This window comes from Streptomyces sp. NPDC059851 (assembly GCF_042732005.1).
In the GTDB taxonomy this organism is placed as follows: domain Bacteria; phylum Actinomycetota; class Actinomycetes; order Streptomycetales; family Streptomycetaceae; genus Streptomyces.
In genome coordinates this window covers 26,843-45,774 of the sequence record NZ_JBHWJJ010000052.1, presented here as the reverse complement: position 1 = coordinate 45,774, position 18,932 = coordinate 26,843, and the positions used below count along the sequence as shown (strand labels likewise).

The window sequence follows — 18,932 nt, the reverse complement described above, 5'->3', positions numbered from 1 at the left end:
CCGGTACGACAAACTCGCCGTCCGCTACGAAGCGACCGTGCTGGTCGCAGCCATCAACGAATGGCTATGACCAGCACTTTCACAACAGGCCCTAGCGGGAGGTCGGGCTCTCAGGGGCCCGGGCGCACTGGGCCCCTGAGAGCCGGTCAGGCCTTTGTGCGGGAGGTGTTGTAGAGCTTCGCAGCCAGCTTGGACAGGTCCTCATGCGTGCCGTGGGTGCCGCCGCTCACGATCGCAGGCTGGTCGATGTGGCTGACCGCGACCAGGGTGGAGTAGTCGCTCCAGACACAGAACGGGACCGTGAGGGAGTTGGGCTCGCCGGGCTTGGTGGGTTTCGACGTACTCATCTTCACGTCGACGCACTTCATGACGGCGCCCTTGAAGCCGTCAGGGGTGAACTCCTTGGGGGAGCCCACCTTCTCGTACTTCAGGCCGAGCTTGTCGAGCTCCGGATTGGGCGCGCCGATCTGGTCGAAGTAGAGGTTGAGGGTCTTCTCCGGGTCGGCGATCTGGCCCCAGTAGCCGTTGGCACTCAGCTGCTTGCCCTTGCCGGCGACGCCGTTCACGTACTGCAGGCTGGCGGCGTGCGCGTCCTTGATGCCCAGGGCCTCGGTCCTGGTCTTCGCCTCGCCCGTCACGGGGGCGTCACCCTTGGAGTTGGTGACCGCCTTCTCGTTCTTCGCGTAAGCGTCGACCGAGGCCGGGAAGGCCAGCTTCTGGCCCTTGGTGGCCTCGTCGATGGTGCCGCCCCCGCCGCCGAGGAGGTACCAGCCGCCGCCCGCGATGACCGCGACGGCGACGACGGCGGCGATGATCACGCCGGCCTTCGACTTCTTCGGCGGCTGGGTGCCGTACGGCTGCGGCGGCATGCCCGGCTGCTGGTAGCCGTAGGGCGGCTGCTGCTGCGGGAAGCCCATCGGGGCCGTCGGCGGCTGCGCCGGGTAGCCCGGGCCGGGCTGCGGCGGCGGCGGGGGCTGCGGCGGCATGTTCATCGGAGCGGTCGGCGGCTGCTGCGGGTAGCCGTAGCCGGGCTGGGGGGCGGGCTGACCGTACGGGCCGGGCGCCGGCGGCGGGGGCGGGGGCGGCGGGGCGCCGTAAGGTCCCGGCTGCTGCGGCGGCGGGCCTCCGTACGGTCCCGGCTGGTTGTAGCTCATACCCACGTCCCCCTTCAGGATGTTTATGCAGTCCACACATCCTGGCTCACCAGCGGCGGGTGCTGGGCCCCGGCCCCCAGGATTACCGGTTTCAGTACCGGACCGTTACGCCTCTAAACTGTGCCCGTGACCGAGAACACGCAGACACCCAGCACCCCGAACTCCGAACTGCCGACCCAGTACGCGCCGGCCGAGGTAGAGGGGAAGCTCTACGAGCGCTGGGTAGAGCGTGGGTACTTCACCGCCGACGCCGCGAGCGAGAAGCCCGCGTACACCATCGTCATCCCGCCGCCGAACGTCACCGGCTCCCTCCACCTGGGCCACGCCTTCCAGCACACGCTGATGGACGCCCTGACCCGCCGCAAGCGCATGCAGGGCCACGAAGCCCTGTGGCTGCCCGGCATGGACCACGCCGGCATCGCCACCCAGAACAAGGTCGAGCAGCAGCTCGCCGAAGAGGGCAAGTCCCGCCACGACCTGGGCCGCGAGGAGTTCGTCGAGCGCGTCTGGCAGTGGAAGGAGGAGTACGGCGGCAAGATCCTCGGCCAGATGCGTCGCCTCGGCGACGGCGTCGACTGGTCGCGCGAGCGGTTCACCATGGACGAAGGCCTGTCCAAGGCCGTCCAGACCATCTTCAAGAAGCTGTACGACGACGAGCTGATCTACCGTGCCGAGCGCATCATCAACTGGTGCCCGCGCTGCCTGACCGCCATCTCCGACATCGAGGTGGAGTACCAGGAGGACGCCGGCGAGCTCGTCTCGATCAAGTACGGCGAGGGCGAGGACAGCCTCGTCGTCGCCACCACCCGCGCGGAGACGATGCTCGGTGACACCGCCGTCGCCGTCCACCCGGACGACGAGCGGTACCAGCACCTGATCGGCAAGCAGATCAAGCTGCCGCTGACCGACCGGACCATCCCCGTCGTCGCGGACACGCACGTGGACCCGGAGTTCGGCACCGGCGCCGTGAAGGTGACCCCGGCGCACGACCCGAACGACTTCGCCATCGGCCAGCGCCACGACCTGCCCTCCCTGACGATCATGGACGAGCACGGTGTGATCACCGTCCACGGCCCCTTCCTCGGCCTGGACCGCTTCGAGGCCCGTTCCGCGGTCGTCGGCGCCCTGCGCTCCCAGGGCCGGATCGTCGCCGAGAAGCGCCCGTACATGCACTCCGTCGGCCACTGCTCGCGCTGCAAGACCACCGTCGAGCCGCGCCTGTCCATGCAGTGGTGGGTCAAGGTCGGCCCGCTGGCCAAGGCGGCCGGTGACGCCGTCCGTGACGGCCGCGTCGCCATCCACCCGGCCGACATGTCGAAGCGCTACTTCGACTGGGTCGACAACATGAACGACTGGTGCATCTCGCGCCAGCTGTGGTGGGGCCACCGGATCCCGATCTGGTACGGCCCGAACGGCGAGATCGTCTGCGTCGGCCCCGACGAGCAGCCGCCGGCGGGCGAGGGCTGGCACCAGGACACCGACGTCCTCGACACCTGGTTCTCCTCCGGCCTGTGGCCGTTCTCCACCCTCGGCTGGCCGGAGAAGACCCCGGACCTGGCGAAGTTCTACTCCACCGACGTCCTCCTCACCGGCCACGACATCATCTTCTTCTGGGTCGCCCGGATGATGATGTTCGGCCTGTACGCGATGGACGGCGAGGTCCCGTTCAAGACCATCGCCCTGACCGGCCTGGTCCGCGACGAGCGCGGCAAGAAGATGTCGAAGTCCTTCGGCAACGTCGTCGACCCGCTGGACTGGATGGACAAGTACGGCTCCGACGCCGTCCGCTTCACCCTGGCCAAGGGCGCCAACCCGGGCACCGACGTCCCGATCGGCGAGGACTGGGTCCAGGCGTCCCGGAACTTCGCGAACAAGATCTGGAACGCCACGCGCTTCGCGCTGATGAACGGCGCCACGGTCGAGGGCGAACTGCCGCCGGCCGAGCAGCTGTCCGCCACCGACCGCTGGATCCTGTCCCGTCTGAACAAGACGGTCGCGCAGGTCGACGCGTACTACGAGGACTTCCAGTTCGCGAAGCTCAGCGAGGCCCTCTACCACTTCGCGTGGGACGAGGTCTTCGACTGGTACGTCGAGCTGTCCAAGACCACGTTCTTCGCGGGCGGCGAGGGCGCCAAGGCCTCCGGCCGGGTCCTCGGCGAGGTCCTGGACGTGCTGATGCGCCTGCTGCACCCCGTCGTTCCGTTCGTCACCGAGACGCTGTGGACCACCCTCACCGGCCGCGAGTCCATCGTGGTCGCCGAGTGGCCGACCGCTGTGTCCGTTCCTGGGGCTGACGCCCCGGGCGGCTTCCGCGACGAGGCCGCCGAGGCCGAGATCGAGAACCTCCAGGCCGTCGTCACCGAGGTCCGCCGCTTCCGCGCCGACCAGGGCCTCCAGCCGGGTCAGAAGGTCCCGGCCCGGCTCGACCTGGCCGGTACGCAGCTGGCCGCGCACGAGGCGGCCATCCGCCAGCTGCTGCGCCTCCAGCCGGAGGGCGAGGGCTTCAACGCCACCGCCACCCTGCCGGTGGCCGGCGCCACCGTCGCGCTCGACCTGTCGGGCACCATCGACGTGGCCGCCGAGCGCAAGCGCCTCTCCAAGGACCTCGCGGCCGCGGAGAAGGAGAAGGCCCAGGCCGAGGCGAAGCTCGGGAACGAGGCCTTCCTGGCCAAGGCCCCCGACAACGTCGTGGACAAGATCAAGGGCCGCCTGGCCAAGGCCGAGGCCGACATCGCGCGGATCCAGGCCCAGCTGGAGGCCCTGCCCGCCGCCTGATGGCCCCCGGGCCGCCCACGGCCGCACGCGCGTACGAAGACCCCCGCACCGAGGGCCGGTGCGGGGGTCTTCGCCGTACGGACGGGCTGCCGGCCCTCGCGGAGCAGAGCGGGCGGGCGGGCCCACCCGTACGGCGGACGGCGGCCCCGCAGGTCCACGACCCGTTGCCGCCGTCCGCGACGCCGCGGCGACCCCGACACCCCGGTGGCGCCGTCCGGGGTCCCGCGTCCCGGCCGGAGCCGAGGGCCGCGCAGCCCTCCGGGCCCCCGTCCGTAGACTGGCCCTGTGAGTGAGCAGCAGCCCGAGAGCCACGGCCCCGACGACCGCGACGACACCCTCGACATGTTCGAGCAGATCGTGGCGGAGGAGGCCGACCGCGACCCCGACCTGGCGGTGATCGAGGCGGGCAGCCGGACCCTGCGCGCCCAGGCCGGACCGCCCCAGGGCGACCCCGTGCCCGCGGAGCCCCTCGACCCCGAGGTGGCGCAGGCGCTGCGGGAGGTGGAGCAGGAGCTGTCCACCCGCTGGGGCGAGACCAAGCTGGAGCCCTCCGTCAGCCGGATCGCCGCGCTGATGGACGTCCTGGGTGAGCCGCAGCGCGCGTACCCCTCCATCCACGTCACCGGCACCAACGGCAAGACGAGCACGGCCCGCATGATCGAGGCCCTGCTGAACGCCTTCGACCTGCGCACCGGCAGATACACCAGCCCGCACGTGCAGTCGATCACCGAGCGCATCAGCCTGGACGGGGCGCCGATCACCGCGGAGCGGTTCGTCGACACGTACCGGGACGTCAAGCCCTACGTGGAGATGGTCGACGCCTCCCAGGAGTACCGGCTGTCCTTCTTCGAGGTCCTCACCGGCATGGCGTACGCGGCCTTCGCGGACGCGCCCGTGGACGTGGCCGTCGTCGAGGTCGGCATGGGCGGCAGCTGGGACGCGACCAACGTGATCGACGCCGCGGTCGCCGTGGTCACCCCGATCAGCCTGGACCACACCGACCGGCTCGGCTCCACTCCCGCCGAGATCGCCCAGGAGAAGGGCGGCGTCATCAAGCAGGACGCCACCGTGATCCTGGCGCAGCAGCCGGTGGACGCGGCGCAGGTGCTGCTGAAGAAGGCCGTCGAGGTGGACGCGACGGTGGCCCGGGAAGGCATGGAGTTCGGTGTCGTCTCGCGCGAGGTGGCGGTCGGCGGGCAGATGCTGACGCTGCGCGGCGTGGGCGGCGAGTACGAGGGGATCTTCCTCCCGCTGTACGGCGCCCACATGGCGCACAACGCTGCCGTGGCGCTGGCCGCGGTGGAGGCCTTCTTCGGGGTCGGTGCGCAGCACGCCCGGGAGCTGGACGTGGACACCGTGCGCCGGGCCTTCGCCTCGGTGACCTCGCCGGGCCGGATGGAGGTCGTCCGCCGCAGCCCCACGGTGATCCTGGACGCGGCGCACAACCCGGCGGGCGCGCAGGTGACGGCGGACGCGGTGACCGAGGCGTTCGGCTTCAGCCGGCTGGTCGGCGTCGTCGGCGTGAGCGACGACAAGGACGTGCGGGGGGTCCTGGAGGCCTTCGAGCCGATCTTCGCGGAGGTCGTGGTCACGCAGAACACCAGCCACCGGGCGATGTCGGCGGACGATCTCGCGGCCATCGCGGTCGAGGTGTTCGGCGCGGAGCGGGTGCAGGTCGAGCCGCGGCTGGACGACGCCCTGGAGGCGGCGATCACCCTGGCGGAGGAAGAGGCCGAGTACGGAGGGGCCGGCGTCCTGGTGACCGGCTCCGTGATCACGGTGGGCGAGGCCCGCCTGCTGCTGAAGAGGGGCTGAGGATGCGCACGCTGTGTGCCTCGACGCTGATCGGTGAAGTCTTCGTGATCGGTTTCGCCGGGCTGGTGGCCATGAAGAACCCGGACCTGACCCAGGCCACGGTCTGGACGGTCTGCGGCATCGCCATGCTGTTGTCGGTGCTGCTGTGCGGGATGCTCTCCCGGCCGGGTGCGGTGCAGATCGGCTGGGCCCTGCAGATCGGATTGATCGCGAGCGGGTTCGTCGTGCCGATGATGTTCTTCCTCGGGGCGGTGTTCGCGGGCCTGTGGTGGTGCTCGGTCCACTACGGCCGCAAGATCGACATCGCGAAGGCCCGCTGGGCCGCGCAGAGCGAAGCCCAGGCGTAGCCGCCGGCCGCGGAGCCCCGGGCCCGAGCGGGCCCGGGGCTCCGCGCAGTGCGTCCGCCGGCTGGCTGTAGCCTCGTACCACCGCACCCGTTTGCCGCAAGGAGCAGCAACATGTCCCAGCGCACGCTCGTCATCCTCAAGCCCGACGCGGTCCGTCGCGGTCTGGTCGGCGAGATCATCGGCCGGATCGAGCGGAAGGCCGGCTGGACCATCCCGGCCCTGGAGCTGCGTACGCTGGACCAGGAGACCCTGGAGACCCACTACGGCGAGCACAAGGGCAAGGTCTTCTACGAGCCGCTCATGGGCTTCATGGCCAGCGGCCCGGTCGTCGTCCTCGTGGTCGAGGGCGAGCGCGTGATCGAGGGCGTGCGCCAGCTGGCCGGTCCGACGGACCCGATCGCCGCCGCGCCCGGTTCGATCCGGGGTGACTTCGGCACCATCACCCGCGAGAACCTGATCCACGCCTCGGACTCGGAGGAGTCCGCGGAGCGCGAGCTGAAGCTGTTCTTCCCCTCCCTCTGACGGATCCCCCGACGGGTTTCCCGATAGGCGCGTCCTGACGCAACATCAGCCGAATAGCGCTCACGACCTGGGGCGACCGAAGTAATTTCGGTCGCCCTTCGGTATGGCCGGGCCACTGCGGGAACGCATGTGCAGGACACGACGTCACCACTAAGGGGGCGGGTATCCGTTCCGGCGGGATTGCCGGAGTCCCGTCGCGCGATGTCCGTACCCTCGGCACTACGATGGGGCCTCCACCCACACACCCACCTCGCCGACCTGACAGCAGCCGCTATCAACTGGAAGGCCAGACGCTCCTCATGGGGAACAAGGGGAACAACATGTCGTTCATCGGCCGTGACATGGCGATCGACCTCGGGACCGCCAACACGCTGGTGTACGTGAGGGGCCGGGGGATCGTCCTGAACGAGCCGTCCGTGGTCGCCATCAACACGAACACCGGTGGCATTCTGGCGGTCGGCTCCGAGGCGAAGAAGATGATCGGGCGCACGCCCGGCAACATCGTCGCCGTCAGGCCCCTCAAGGACGGCGTCATCGCCGACTTCGAGATCACCGAGCGTATGCTCCGGTACTTCATCCTCAAGATCCACAAGCGCCGTTACCTGGCCCGCCCGCGCGTCGTGGTCTGCGTCCCCTCCGGTATCACCGGGGTGGAGCGCCGCGCCGTCATCGAGGCGTCCACGCAGGCCGGCGCCCGTCAGGTGCACATCATCGAGGAGCCCATGGCGGCGGCCATCGGCTCGGGCCTGCCCGTGCACGAGGCCACCGGCAACATGGTCGTGGACATCGGCGGCGGCACGACCGAGGTCGCGGTCATCTCCCTGGGTGGAATCGTCACGGCGCAGTCCATCCGGGTGGCCGGCGACGAGCTCGACAACGCGATCATCCAGCACATCAAGAAGGAGTACAGCCTCCTCCTCGGTGAGCGGACCGCCGAGCAGATCAAGATCACCATCGGGTCGGCGTACGACCTCGACCAGGACGAGCACACCGAGATCCGCGGCCGTGACCTGGTCTCCGGTCTGCCCAAGACCGTGGTCATCTCGGCCGCCGAGGTCCGCAAGGCCATCGAGGAGCCGGTCAACGCCATCGTGGACGCGGTGAAGACCACCCTCGACAAGTGCCCGCCGGAGCTCTCCGGCGACATCATGGACCGCGGCATCGTCCTGACCGGCGGGGGCGCCCTGCTGCGCGGCCTCGACGAGCGGCTGCGCCGGGAGACCGGCATGCCGATCCACATCGCCGAAGACCCGCTGGACTCCGTCGCCCTGGGCTCCGGCAAGTGCGTCGAGGAGTTCGAGGCGCTCCAGCAGGTCCTGGACGCCCAGCCCCGGCGCTGACCGGCACCCCCGGCCGCCCGGGGGACAAGCGGAACACAAGGATCCGCCGTACGGGTGCTGCCGCGCCCGTGCGGCGGATCGTTGATATACAGGCAACAGTCCGGTGCAAGCCCCGGCTCCACCGGCGCGGTTCAGCCGCACGGGTATCTACAAAGGAAGGCACGGCCGCCGCACGTGAGGGACACACGAGAAAGCCGGCTGCTCCTGGTGCTCCTGATCGCCATCGCGTTCGCACTGATCACGGTGGACATCAGGGCAGGAGAGGAGTCCCCGGTCGACGGCGCCCGCCAGGCCGCCGCGGCGGTCTTCGGACCGGTCGAGAAGGGCGTCGCAACGGCCGTCGATCCGGTCGCCAACGCCATAGGAGCGGTACGCGACTCCGGCGAGCGGCACAGCCGCATCGCCGTGTTGGAGCGCGAGAACGCCGCACTGAAGGCCAAGCTCGGCAGCGAGGAGCAGAACCGCAGCCGGATCCGCGAGCTCGACGAGATGCTCAAGCGGGCCGGCGCCGGACAGTACGGCATCAAGGGCGCCGAGGTCATCGCCATAGGAGCGGCCCAGGGCTTCTCCTGGACCGTCACCATCGACGCCGGCAGCAAGGACGGCATCGAACGCGACATGACCGTCATCAACGGCGACGGTCTCGTCGGCCGCGTCGCCACCGTCGGCCCCGACACAGCCACCGTCGTGCTCGCCAACGACCCCGACTTCACCGTCGGTACCCGCCTGGAGAAGACCGGCGAACTCGGCTTCGCCACCGGGCAGGGCGACCGCGCCCTCTCCGTCCAGATGCTCAACGGCAAGGCCAAGATCAGTCCCGGCGACCGGCTCGTCACCTTCGGCTCGCGCGGCAACAAGCCCTTCGTTCCCGGGGTCCCCCTCGGCGAGGTGGTCAAGGTCGACCCCGCGCGCGGCGACCTGACCCGCACCGTCTGGGTCCGCCCCTTCGTCGGCTTCTCCCGCCTGGACATCGTCGGCGTCGTCGTCATGCCCCCGCGGGAGGACCCCCGCGACGCCGTCCTGCCGCCCAAGCCCCAGGCCGTGCCCACGCCGACGGTCACCGTCACGGTGACCCCGTCCCCGTCCGCGTCCGCCGGCGCGTCCGCCGGTCCGGCCGACGAGTAGGAGCAGACGCCATGCGCTTCAACCGGATCCTGCTCGCCTCCACGCTCATCCTGGTCGCCCTCGTCGTCCAGGTCAGCGTCCTCGGCCGGCTGCAACTGCCCGGCGCCGTACCCGACCTGGTGCTGCTGACCGTCGTCGCCCTCGCCCTCGTCTACGGGCACGTCGGCGGCGCCCTCACCGGTTTCGCCGCGGGCCTCCTCGCCGACCTGGCCCCGCCCGCCGACCACGCCGCCGGGCGGTACGCGCTCGTCCTGTGCGTCATCGGGTACGCCGCCGGCCTCGTCCGCCCCGACTCCGGGCGGTTCCGCTCCGCCTGGGGCCCGATGCTCACCGTCGTCGCCGCCGCGATCGGCTCCACCCTGCTGTACGCCGGTGTGGGCGCCCTCGTCGGCGACACCGCCGCCCGCCACGTGGGCCTGACGGGGCTGCTGTTCACCGCCACCGTCTACGACCTGCTCCTCGCGCCGTTCACCGTGCCGTTCGTCATGGCCCTCGCCCGGCGCGCCGAGAACGACCCGATGGCCGTCGAAGCGGGCGGCGGCCAGGCCGCGGCCACCGACGTCTCCTCCGGCTGGCTCGCCGGCGGCACCGGCCTGCGCATCGGCAGCCAGCGCGGCGGCCTGCGGCTGATGACGGCCCGCAACCGGGCCAACCGGGCCGGACGGATAAGGGGGGTGAAGGGCGTCAAGAGCGTGAAGAGCGTCAAGAAGCTGTGAAAGGGCAGCGCCCGTGACCAACACCCCCGAGACCGGCCGGATCCCCCGGGTCCAGATCCGGCTCGTCATCCTCCAGGTCCTCATCTTCTCCATGCTCTGCACGCTCGGCGGACGCCTGTGGTACCTCCAGATCCGCAACGGCGGTGAGTACTACGACGAGGCGAAGAGCAACCACGTCCAGCGGGTCGTCCAGCCCGCCGTGCGCGGCCCCATCCTCGACGCCCGCGGCGTTGCCCTCGCCGACAACGAGACCCGGCTGGTGGTCTCCGCCAGCCGTACGGCGCTGATGAAGATGAAGGACAAGGGCAAGGGCGTCCTGACCCGACTCTCCGCCGTCCTGGACATGTCCCCGCGGGAGGTGATGGAGAAGGTCCGCATCTGCGACTCCGAGACCCCCAAGCCCTGCTGGAACGGCTCCCCCTACCAGCCCATCCCCGTCACCTCCGAGGCCACCACCCAGCAGGCCCTGCAGATCCGCGAGCGCCCCGAGGAGTTCCCCGGCATCACCGCCGAGCCGACCGCCGTACGCCGCTACCCGGCGCCCGGCGGGGCCCGCACCGCCCAGGCGCTCGGCTACCTCTCGCCGGTCACCGACGAGGAGATCCAGAAGGCGAAGGACACCGACTCGCCCCACCTGCGCTCCGATCAGGTCGGCCGCTCCGGGATCGAGCGCACGTACGACAAGCAGCTGCGCGGCAAGGCGACCGTCACCTCCTACGAGGTCGACAACCTCGGCCGGGTCATGGGCCAGACCAAGTCCGACCCCGGCATCCCCGGCTCCACCCTCATCACCAGCATCGACGCCCGCGTCCAGGCCGTCGCCGAGTACGAGCTCCAGCAGGCGATGAAGACCGTCCGCCAGCAGACCGACAAGATCACCGGACGCAAGTACGAGGCCGACTCCGGCGCCGTGGTCGTCATGGAGGCCAGGACCGGCCGCGTCGTCGCGATGGCCTCCCAACCCGACTACGACCCCAACGCCTGGGTCGGCGGCATCTCCGGCTCGGACTACGCAGCGCTCACCAGCAAGAACTCCAACTACCCGCTGCTCAACCGGGCGATCCAGGGCCAGGCCCCGGCGGGCTCCATCTTCAAGGTGGTCTCGGCGAGCGCCGCCGTACGGGCCGGCTACCCCTTCAACAGCCGCTACAACTGCAGCAGCTCCTACAGCCTCGGCGGCCGGAGCTTCGCGAACTTCGAATCCAAGGGCCACGGCCCGATCACCCTCGGCGAAGCCCTCAAGTTCTCCTGCAACACCGTCTTCTACGCCCTCGGCCACAAGGAGTGGCAGCGCGACGGCGGCCTCAAGCCCAAGAAGGACGCCCACGACTGGTTCTACCGGACCGCCCGCGAGTTCGGACTCGGCTCCGAAACCGGCGTCGACCTGCCGAACGAGGTCACCGGCCGGATCCCCGACCGCCAGTGGAAGAAGAACTTCTGGAAGGCCAACAAGGACGCCTGGTGCAAGCAGGGCAAGAAGGGCGGCACCTACGTCGAGCAGATCGCCTACGAGAGCTGCCTCGAAGGCAACCAGCTGAAGGCCTTCGACAGCATCAACTTCGCCATCGGCCAGGGCGACGTCCTCGTCACCCCCATCCAGATGGCCACCGCCTACGCCGCCATCAGCAACGGCGGCACGCTCTTCAACCCCACCATCGGCAAGGCCGTCGTCAGCCCCGACGGCAAGCGGGTCGACGTCATCAAGCCCACCCCCCACGGCAGGCTGCCCGTCGACGCCAAGACCATCCACGACCTCGACAAGGGCCTGCGCATGGTCGTCGAGCCCGGCGGCACCGCCGCCTGGCGGTTCGGCGGCTGGCCGCAGGACAAGATCCCGATGCGGGCCAAGACCGGCACCGCCCAGGTCTACGGCAAGCAGACCACCTCGTGGCTGGCGACGTACACCGACGACTTCGTCATCGTGATGACGATCTCCCAGGCCGGGACCGGATCCGGTGCCTCCGGTCCCGCCGTGCGCAACATCTACAACGCCATGTACGGATACGACATGGCCGGCGAATTCGACGCCGCCAGGGCCCTGCTGCCCCGGCCGGAGTCCAAGCTGCCCACCATCCAGCCCGACGGCTCCATCGCAGCACCCGAGATCAAGCCGTACGTGCCCCCGTCCCCGGAGGAACTGGCGCCGCCCGCGCTCGCCGGTCCCCCCGCCCAGCCCCCGTCGTGGCACGACTGAGCCGAAGAGCGACCATGCAGACCGCCAACAAGTTCTCCGTATCCCGCTACGCACCCGAGCGCGGCGCGATGGCCAAACTGACCTCGCGCGACTCCGTGCTGCGCCGCCTCGACTGGCCGATACTCCTGTCCGCGCTCGCCCTGTCCCTCCTGGGGAGCCTGCTGGTGTGGTCCGCGACCCGGAACCGCACCCAGCTGAACCAGGGAGACCCGTACTACTTCCTGGTACGGCACGCCCTGAACACCGGCATCGGCCTGGTGCTGATGATCGGCACGATCTGGCTCGGCCACCGGACCCTGCGCGGCGCCGTGCCGATCCTCTACGGGATCTCGCTGGTGCTGATCATCGCCGTGCTCACCCCGCTCGGCGCCACCATCAACGGCGCCCACGCGTGGATCGTGCTCGGCGGCGGCTTCTCCCTCCAGCCCTCCGAGTTCGTGAAGATCACGATCATCCTGGTCATGGCGATGCTGCTGGCCGCGCAGGTGGACGCGGGCGACCTCGCCCACCCGGGCCACCGCACGGTGGTGAAGGCGCTGTGCCTGGCCGCCGCCCCGATGGGCATCATCATGCTGATGCCCGACCTGGGATCGGTCATGGTCATGGTCGTCATCGTGCTCGGCGTCCTCCTGGCCTCCGGCGCCTCCAACCGGTGGGTGCTCGGCCTCCTCGGCTCGGGCGTCGCCGGCGCCGTGCTGGTCTGGCAGCTCGGCATCCTCGACGAGTACCAGATCAACCGCTTCGCGGCCTTCGCCAACCCCGACCTCGACCCGGCCGGCGTCGGCTACAACACCAACCAGGCGCGCATCGCGATCGGCTCCGGCGGCCTGACCGGCGCCGGACTGTTCAAGGGCTCGCAGACCACCGGGCAGTTCGTGCCCGAGCAGCAGACCGACTTCGTGTTCACGGTGGCGGGGGAGGAGCTCGGCTTCGTCGGCGGCGGGCTGCTGCTCGTCCTGCTCGGCGTGATCCTGTGGCGGGCCTGCGTGATCGCCCGGGAGACCACCGAGCTGTACGGGACGATCGTCTGCGCCGGGATCATCGCCTGGTTCGCCTTCCAGTCCTTCGAGAACATCGGGATGAACCTCGGGATCATGCCGGTGGCCGGTCTGCCGCTGCCCTTCGTGTCCTACGGCGGCTCGTCCATGTTCGCGGTGTGGGTGGCCATCGGGCTGCTGCAGTCCATCAAGGTGCAGCGGCCGTTGTCGGCCTAGCGGGGGTCGTCTTCGGCCGTTTCACGGCCGATCGGCCGTCCGGAGGCCGTTCACCCTCCCGTCGTGATCCGTTCAGGATTAAGTTCGATGCATGGCGGATACGAAGCGGGAGATCGAGCGCAAGTTCGAGTTCGAGACGAGCAAGGCGGCCCGGCGCGGGGTTCCCGACCTGACCGGCACCGCCGGGATCGCCGAGGTCGCCGACCGGGGCACCGTCGACCTCGACGCCGTCTACTACGACACCCCCGACCAGCGACTCGCCGCCGACGGGCTCACCCTCAGGCGCCGGACCGGCGGCGCCGACGCCGGCTGGCACCTCAAACTGCCCGTCTCCCCCGGCGTCCGCGACGAGATCGCCGCCCCGCTCAGCGACAGCCTTCCGCGCTCGCTGGCCGCCCTCGTCCGCTCCCGCGTCCGCGGCGGCGGCCTGCGCCCGCAGGTCCGGCTGCTCTCCTCGCGGCAGGTCAGCCACCTCCTCGACGCCGACGGCACGCTGCTCGCCGAGCTCTCCACCGACAGCGTCCGCGCCGAGGCCGAGCCCGCCGGGACCGAGGCCGCCGTGACCGAGGCCGCCGGGGCGGGCGGGGCCGCCGTGACCGAGGCGGCCGCCGGGGCCGTCGCCACCTGGACCGAGGTCGAGGTGGAACTCGCCGACGGCGTCGACCCCGCCCTCCTCGACGCCGTCGAAAAGAAGTTCCGCAAAGCGGGGATCCGCGTCAGCGACGCCCCCTCCAAGCTCGCCCGGGCCCTCGCCGAGACCGGCACCGGACCCGCCCCCCGCCCCGGGCCCGGCCCCGCCGAGGGCACCGCGGGCGCGTACGTCCTCGCGTACCTGCGCGAACAGCGCGACGCCCTCGTGGCCCAGGACCCCGCCGTACGCCGCAACCTGCCCGACTCCGTCCACCAGATGCGGGTCGCCTCACGCCGGATGCGCAGCGCCTTCAAGACCTACCGCAAGATCCTCGACCGCGAAGCCACCGACCCCATCGGCGAGGAGCTGCGCCGCCTCGGCCGGGAACTCGGCGTCGACCGCGACCAGGAAGTCCTGCACGAGCGGTTCCAGGCCGGCCTCGAAGACCTCCCGAACACCCTGCGCCACGGCCCCGTCCGCGGTCGCCTGCGCACCTGGAACAACGGCCGCCGCGCCGCCTCCCGCCGCCGCGCCGTCGCCTTCCTCGACTCCCCGCGCCACCTGGCCCTGCTCGACGCCATCGACGCCCTGATCGCCGACCCGCCGCTACTGCCGGCCGCCGCCAAGCCCGCCGGAAAGGCCCTGCCCAAGGCGGTGCTCCGCGACTACGAGCGGCTCGCCGGCCGGATCGAGCACGCCCTCTCCCTGGAACCCGGCCAGGAACGCGACCACGCCCTCCACGACGCCCGCAAGGCCGCCAAGCGCGCCCGGTACGCGGCCGAGGCCGCAGCCCCCGCGCTCGGCAAGCCCGCCGACCGCCACGCCAAGGCCATGAAGTCCGTCCAGACCCTGCTCGGCGACCACCAGGACAGCGTCGTCGCCCGCGAGGCACTGCGCGGCCTCGCCGAGCAGGCCACCGCCGCAGGGGAGTCCGCCTTCAGCTGGGGCGTCCTCTACGCCCGTGAGGAGGCCCTCGCCGCTTCACACGAACGAGAGCTTCCGGAAATCTGGGACAAGGCCTCCGACCCCGCCCTGCGCAAGGCCCTCGCCCCCTAGGCCAAGATCACGACGTCCGGCACCGGCGACGCCTCGGGTTACGCTTGAGAGTCGCCCCCTGCCCGCTTCACGAAAGTCGCGTGATGTCCGAGTCGGTCTTCCCACAGCTCGAAGCTCTGCTCCCGCATGTGCAGAAGCCCATCCAGTACGTCGGCGGTGAGCTGAACTCCACCGTCAAGCCGTGGGACTCCTGTGACGTCCGGTGGGCGCTCATGTACCCCGACGCGTACGAGGTCGGGCTGCCCAACCAGGGCGTCATGATCCTCTACGAGGTACTGAACGAGCGCGAGGGCGTCCTGGCCGAGCGCACCTACAGCGTGTGGCCCGACCTCGAAGAGCTCATGCGCGAGCACCAGGTGCCGCAGTTCACCGTCGACAGCCACCGCCCGGTCGGTGCCTTCGACGTGTTCGGCCTGTCCTTCTCCACGGAGCTGGGCTACACCAACATGCTCACGGCGCTGGACCTCGCCGGCATCCCGCTGGAGGCCCGCAACCGCACCGTCGACCACCCGATCGTCCTCGCCGGCGGCCACGCCGCCTTCAACCCCGAGCCGATCGCGGAGTTCATCGACTGCGCCGTCATCGGCGACGGAGAGCAGGCCGTCCTCGACATCACCGGGATCATCCGCACATGGAAGGCCGAGGGCCGCCCCGGCGGTCGCGAGGAGCTGCTGCTGCGCCTCGCCAAGACCGGCGGCGTCTACGTGCCGGGCTTCTACGACGTGGAGTACCTGCCCGACGGCCGCATCGGGCGTGTCGTGCCGAACCGGTCGGGGGTGCCGTGGCGGGTCTCCAAGCACACCGTCATGGACCTCGACGAGTGGCCGTACCCCAAGCAGCCGCTCGTCCCGCTCGCCGAGACCGTCCACGAGCGCATGTCCGTCGAGATCTTCCGCGGCTGCACCCGCGGCTGTCGTTTCTGCCAGGCCGGCATGATCACGCGCCCCGTGCGGGAGCGAAGCATCACCGGCATCGGCGAGATGGTCGACCGCGGCCTGAAGGCCACCGGCTTCGAAGAGGTCGGCCTGCTCTCCCTCTCCTCCGCGGACCACACCGAGATCGCCGACATCGCCAAGGGCCTCGCGGACCGCTACGCGGACGACAAGGTGGGCCTGTCCCTCCCGTCGACCCGCGTCGACGCGTTCAACGTGGACCTGGCCAACGAGCTCACCCGCAACGGGCGCCGCTCCGGCCTGACCTTCGCCCCCGAGGGCGGCTCCGAGCGCATGCGCAAGGTCATCAACAAGATGGTCTCGGAAGAGGACCTGATCCGCACCGTCGCCACCGCCTACGGCAACGGCTGGCGCCAGGTGAAGCTGTACTTCATGTGCGGCCTGCCGACCGAGACCGACGAGGACGTCCTCCAGATCGGCGACATGGCCGTCAACGTCATCGCCAAGGGCCGGGAGGTCTCCGGCCAGAACGACATCCGCTGCACGGTCTCCATCGGCGGCTTCGTCCCCAAGCCGCACACCCCGTTCCAGTGGGCGCCGCAGCTGTCCGCCGAGGAGACCGACGCCCGTCTGGCCAAGCTCCGCGACAAGATCCGCGGCGACAAGAAGTACGGCCGCTCCATCGGCTTCCGCTACCACGACGGCAAGCCGGGCATCGTCGAGGGCCTCCTCTCCCGCGGCGACCGCCGCGTCGGCGACGTGATCCGCGCGGTGTACGAGGACGGCGGCCGCTTCGACGGCTGGCGCGAGCACTTCAGCTACGACCGCTGGATGCAGTGCGCCGACAAGGCCCTCGCCGCGCACGGCGTGGACGTCGACTGGTACACGACGCGCGAGCGCACGTACGAGGAGGTCCTGCCCTGGGACCACCTGGACTCCGGCCTGGACAAGGACTGGCTCTGGGAGGACTGGCAGGACGCCCTCGACGAGACCGAGGTCGAGGACTGCCGCTGGACCCCGTGCTTCGATTGCGGCGTCTGCCCCCAGATGGACACGCAGATCCAGATCGGGCCCACGGGCAAGAAGCTGCTGCCGCTGACGGTCGTCAAGTAGCCCGGGCGAACCGGACCCGAAAGCCCCCCGCCGTGCAACGGCAGGGGGCTTTTGCGTGTCCTTACCTGCATGGAACTCGACAAACGGCCTTCCGGGCAGAGCGAAGGCTGCCTCGTGGGGGTGCTGCGCATCCCCGCCAAGGTGGTCGCGGTGCTGATCGTGCTGCCCTTGCGAGTGGTCTGGGACCTGCTCGCCGCCTTCGGGCGGGCCGCGCACCGGCACGTCCTCGGACCGCTGTGGACCCACGCACTCGAACCGCTGCTCCGCGGGCTCGGGTGGGTGCTGACCGTTCTGCTCAAGCTGGTCTTCGTCTGGCCCTGGGTGGGGTTGTGGCGGTACGTCCTCGCGCCCGTCGGGCGGGCGCTGTACGCGTACCTGCTCTCCCCGGTCGGGCGGGTGACCTACCGGTACTTGCTCCGGCCGATCGGGCTGGGGATCGCCTGGGCATGTGACCTGACCTGGCGCCACGTGCTCGTCCCGCTGGGGCGGGGGGTCTACCGGTACCTGCTGCGGCCGCTCGGGACCGCCGTCGCCTGGCTGGCCCGCGGGGTGTACGCGTACGTGCTCGCGCCGGTCGGGAGGCTGTTCCTCTGGGCCTGGCACGTGGCCGGGCGGATCGTGAAGGCGCTGTGGCGGGGGATCGCCCTCGTGGGGCGGGTGCTGATCGTGTGGCCGTGCGCGCAGGTCCACCGGTACGTGCTCACCCCTCTCGGGCACGTCCTGCGGGACGCCTGGCGCACGGTCCGGGCGACCGTACGGCAGGTCCGCGCCGAGGTGCGGCGGGCCCTCCTCGGGTGACCGCCCCCGGAACCGGCGAGGTCACGGGCGCGTACTCTGGGTAGTACGACAGCCTGGGCTGCCAGCCCGCCCTGAGCGCTCCCTGCACACACCGCAGGGGTGAGCCGGGGGGCACGGCACGCCCGCAGGCTCACCGGACCTCAGGGTGGCGCGCGAGCCGCGCCGCCCCGCACAAGGAGAAGAACCACTGGGCAAGCGACAGCCCGAAGGCCCGCCCCCCGCACCGGTGGCACAGCGCATCCGACTGCGCTACACCAAGCGCGGCCGCCTCCGGTTCACCAGCCACCGGGACTTCCAGCGCGCGTTCGAGCGCGCCCTGCGCCGTGCCGAGGTGCCCATGGCCTACTCGGCCGGCTTCACGCCGCACCCCCGCGTCTCGTACGCGAACGCCGCGCCGACCGGCACCGGCAGCGAGGCCGAGTACCTGGAGATCGCGCTCACCGAGCACCGCGACCCGGCGAAGCTCCGTGAGCTGCTCGACGAGTCGATGCCGGTCGGCCTCGACATCGTCGACGCCGTGGAGGCCCGCACCTCCGGGCTCGCGGACCGTCTCACCGCCTCCGTGTGGGAGCTCCGGCTGGACGGGGTGGACACCGCCGAGGCCGCCGGCGCGGTCGAGGCCTACCTCGCCGCCGACACGGTCGAGGTGCAGCGCCGCACCAAGAACGGCATGCGCACCTTCGACACCCGGGGGGCCGTTGCATCCCTGGAGGTTCTTCCGGTCCAGGCTGATAGGCCACTGGACAATGCCTGTGCGATACTGCGGCTGGTTGTTCGGCATCTGACACCTGCCGTACGACCCGACGACGTCCTGTCCGGTCTCCGAGCTGTGGCCGACCTGGCGCCGCCGGTCCCCGCAGCGGTGACCAGGCTGGCGCAGGGGCTCTTCGACGAGGAGTCCGGCACGGTGACCGACCCGCTCGCGCCCGACCGCGAGGCTGACACGGCCGCTACACCCAAGGCCGCCGTGACCGCCGACGCGAAGGCGCCGGAAGGTCCCGCCGCGTAGGGAACGCCGTCGCCGCGCCGCCCTGGCACTCGGGAGCCACCTGGGTCGGGCAGCGCACCCACCTGAAGACTTCCGCCAGGCCGTACGGACAAGGCGTACGGAACCGGCGGCCACGGACTACAGCTCCCGTGTGGCGAACGCGCCCCGGAGGCCGGCTCCGCGCTGATCGTGCGGAGCCGTGCCGGACCGGATGTCAGCCGCGGCGCCCGGGAGCGTGACGGGAGAACCGC

14 protein-coding genes are annotated in these 18,932 nt (G+C 70.8%); 13 read left to right on the top strand and 1 reads right to left on the bottom strand.

Translation table 11 applies throughout. The features are described 5' to 3' along the window. Positions 1-146 precede the first annotated feature (146 nt). A complete protein-coding gene (locus ACFV7Q_RS19610) occupies positions 147-1,154 on the bottom strand; it encodes a hypothetical protein (protein ID WP_385429952.1) in 1,008 nt (335 codons plus the stop codon). A 126-nt stretch (positions 1,155-1,280) separates the two neighbouring features. Here ACFV7Q_RS19610 and ACFV7Q_RS19605 point away from each other — a divergent pair, with 126 nt between their 5' ends. From ACFV7Q_RS19605 to ACFV7Q_RS19545, 13 genes are all read left to right on the top strand, one after another. Next, positions 1,281-3,929, top strand: coding sequence for a valine--tRNA ligase (locus ACFV7Q_RS19605; protein WP_385429950.1), 2,649 nt, complete (start codon positions 1,281-1,283; stop codon positions 3,927-3,929). A gap of 342 nt (positions 3,930-4,271) precedes the next feature. Then, the gene (locus ACFV7Q_RS19600; RefSeq protein WP_385429955.1) at positions 4,272-5,744 is read left to right on the top strand and encodes a bifunctional folylpolyglutamate synthase/dihydrofolate synthase; all 1,473 of its coding nucleotides are present in this window, start codon (positions 4,272-4,274) and stop codon (positions 5,742-5,744) included. Between the two features lie 2 nt (positions 5,745-5,746). Next, positions 5,747-6,091: a DUF4233 domain-containing protein gene (locus tag ACFV7Q_RS19595; protein WP_385429948.1), complete on the top strand. Its 345-nt coding sequence runs from the start codon at positions 5,747-5,749 to the stop codon at positions 6,089-6,091. 111 nt (positions 6,092-6,202) lie between these two features. Next, positions 6,203-6,613, top strand: a complete 411-nt coding sequence (ndk, locus tag ACFV7Q_RS19590; protein WP_385429947.1) for a nucleoside-diphosphate kinase — start codon at positions 6,203-6,205, stop codon at positions 6,611-6,613. Positions 6,614-6,933: 320 nt separating this feature from the next. Next, positions 6,934-7,953 carry a rod shape-determining protein gene (locus ACFV7Q_RS19585; protein ID WP_360622546.1) on the top strand — a complete coding sequence of 340 codons (1,020 nt, stop codon included), beginning with the start codon at positions 6,934-6,936 and terminating at the stop codon, positions 7,951-7,953. 174 nt (positions 7,954-8,127) lie between these two features. After that, positions 8,128-9,078 carry a rod shape-determining protein MreC gene (gene mreC, locus ACFV7Q_RS19580; RefSeq protein ID WP_385429946.1) on the top strand — a complete coding sequence of 317 codons (951 nt, stop codon included), beginning with the start codon at positions 8,128-8,130 and terminating at the stop codon, positions 9,076-9,078. Between the two features lie 11 nt (positions 9,079-9,089). Continuing rightward, positions 9,090-9,794 carry a rod shape-determining protein MreD gene (mreD, locus tag ACFV7Q_RS19575; RefSeq protein ID WP_385429944.1) on the top strand — a complete coding sequence of 235 codons (705 nt, stop codon included), beginning with the start codon at positions 9,090-9,092 and terminating at the stop codon, positions 9,792-9,794. Positions 9,795-9,807: 13 nt separating this feature from the next. Continuing rightward, complete coding sequence (mrdA, locus tag ACFV7Q_RS19570) at positions 9,808-11,988, top strand: penicillin-binding protein 2 (RefSeq protein WP_385429942.1); 2,181 nt, start codon at positions 9,808-9,810, stop codon at positions 11,986-11,988. Positions 11,989-12,002: 14 nt separating this feature from the next. Then, entirely contained in the window at positions 12,003-13,202 is a 1,200-nt protein-coding gene (rodA, locus tag ACFV7Q_RS19565) for a rod shape-determining protein RodA (RefSeq protein WP_385429941.1), read from the top strand. Positions 13,203-13,293: 91 nt separating this feature from the next. After that, on the top strand, positions 13,294-14,889 hold the full coding sequence (locus ACFV7Q_RS19560) for a CHAD domain-containing protein (protein WP_385429939.1): 1,596 nt from the start codon (positions 13,294-13,296) through the stop codon (positions 14,887-14,889). Positions 14,890-14,969: 80 nt separating this feature from the next. After that, positions 14,970-16,895 carry a TIGR03960 family B12-binding radical SAM protein gene (locus ACFV7Q_RS19555; protein WP_385429937.1) on the top strand — a complete coding sequence of 642 codons (1,926 nt, stop codon included), beginning with the start codon at positions 14,970-14,972 and terminating at the stop codon, positions 16,893-16,895. Positions 16,896-16,964: 69 nt separating this feature from the next. Next, positions 16,965-17,693: a hypothetical protein gene (locus tag ACFV7Q_RS19550; protein ID WP_385429935.1), complete on the top strand. Its 729-nt coding sequence runs from the start codon at positions 16,965-16,967 to the stop codon at positions 17,691-17,693. Between the two features lie 226 nt (positions 17,694-17,919). Continuing rightward, complete coding sequence (locus ACFV7Q_RS19545) at positions 17,920-18,702, top strand: TIGR03936 family radical SAM-associated protein (protein ID WP_385429934.1); 783 nt, start codon at positions 17,920-17,922, stop codon at positions 18,700-18,702. Positions 18,703-18,932: the final 230 nt, after the last annotated feature.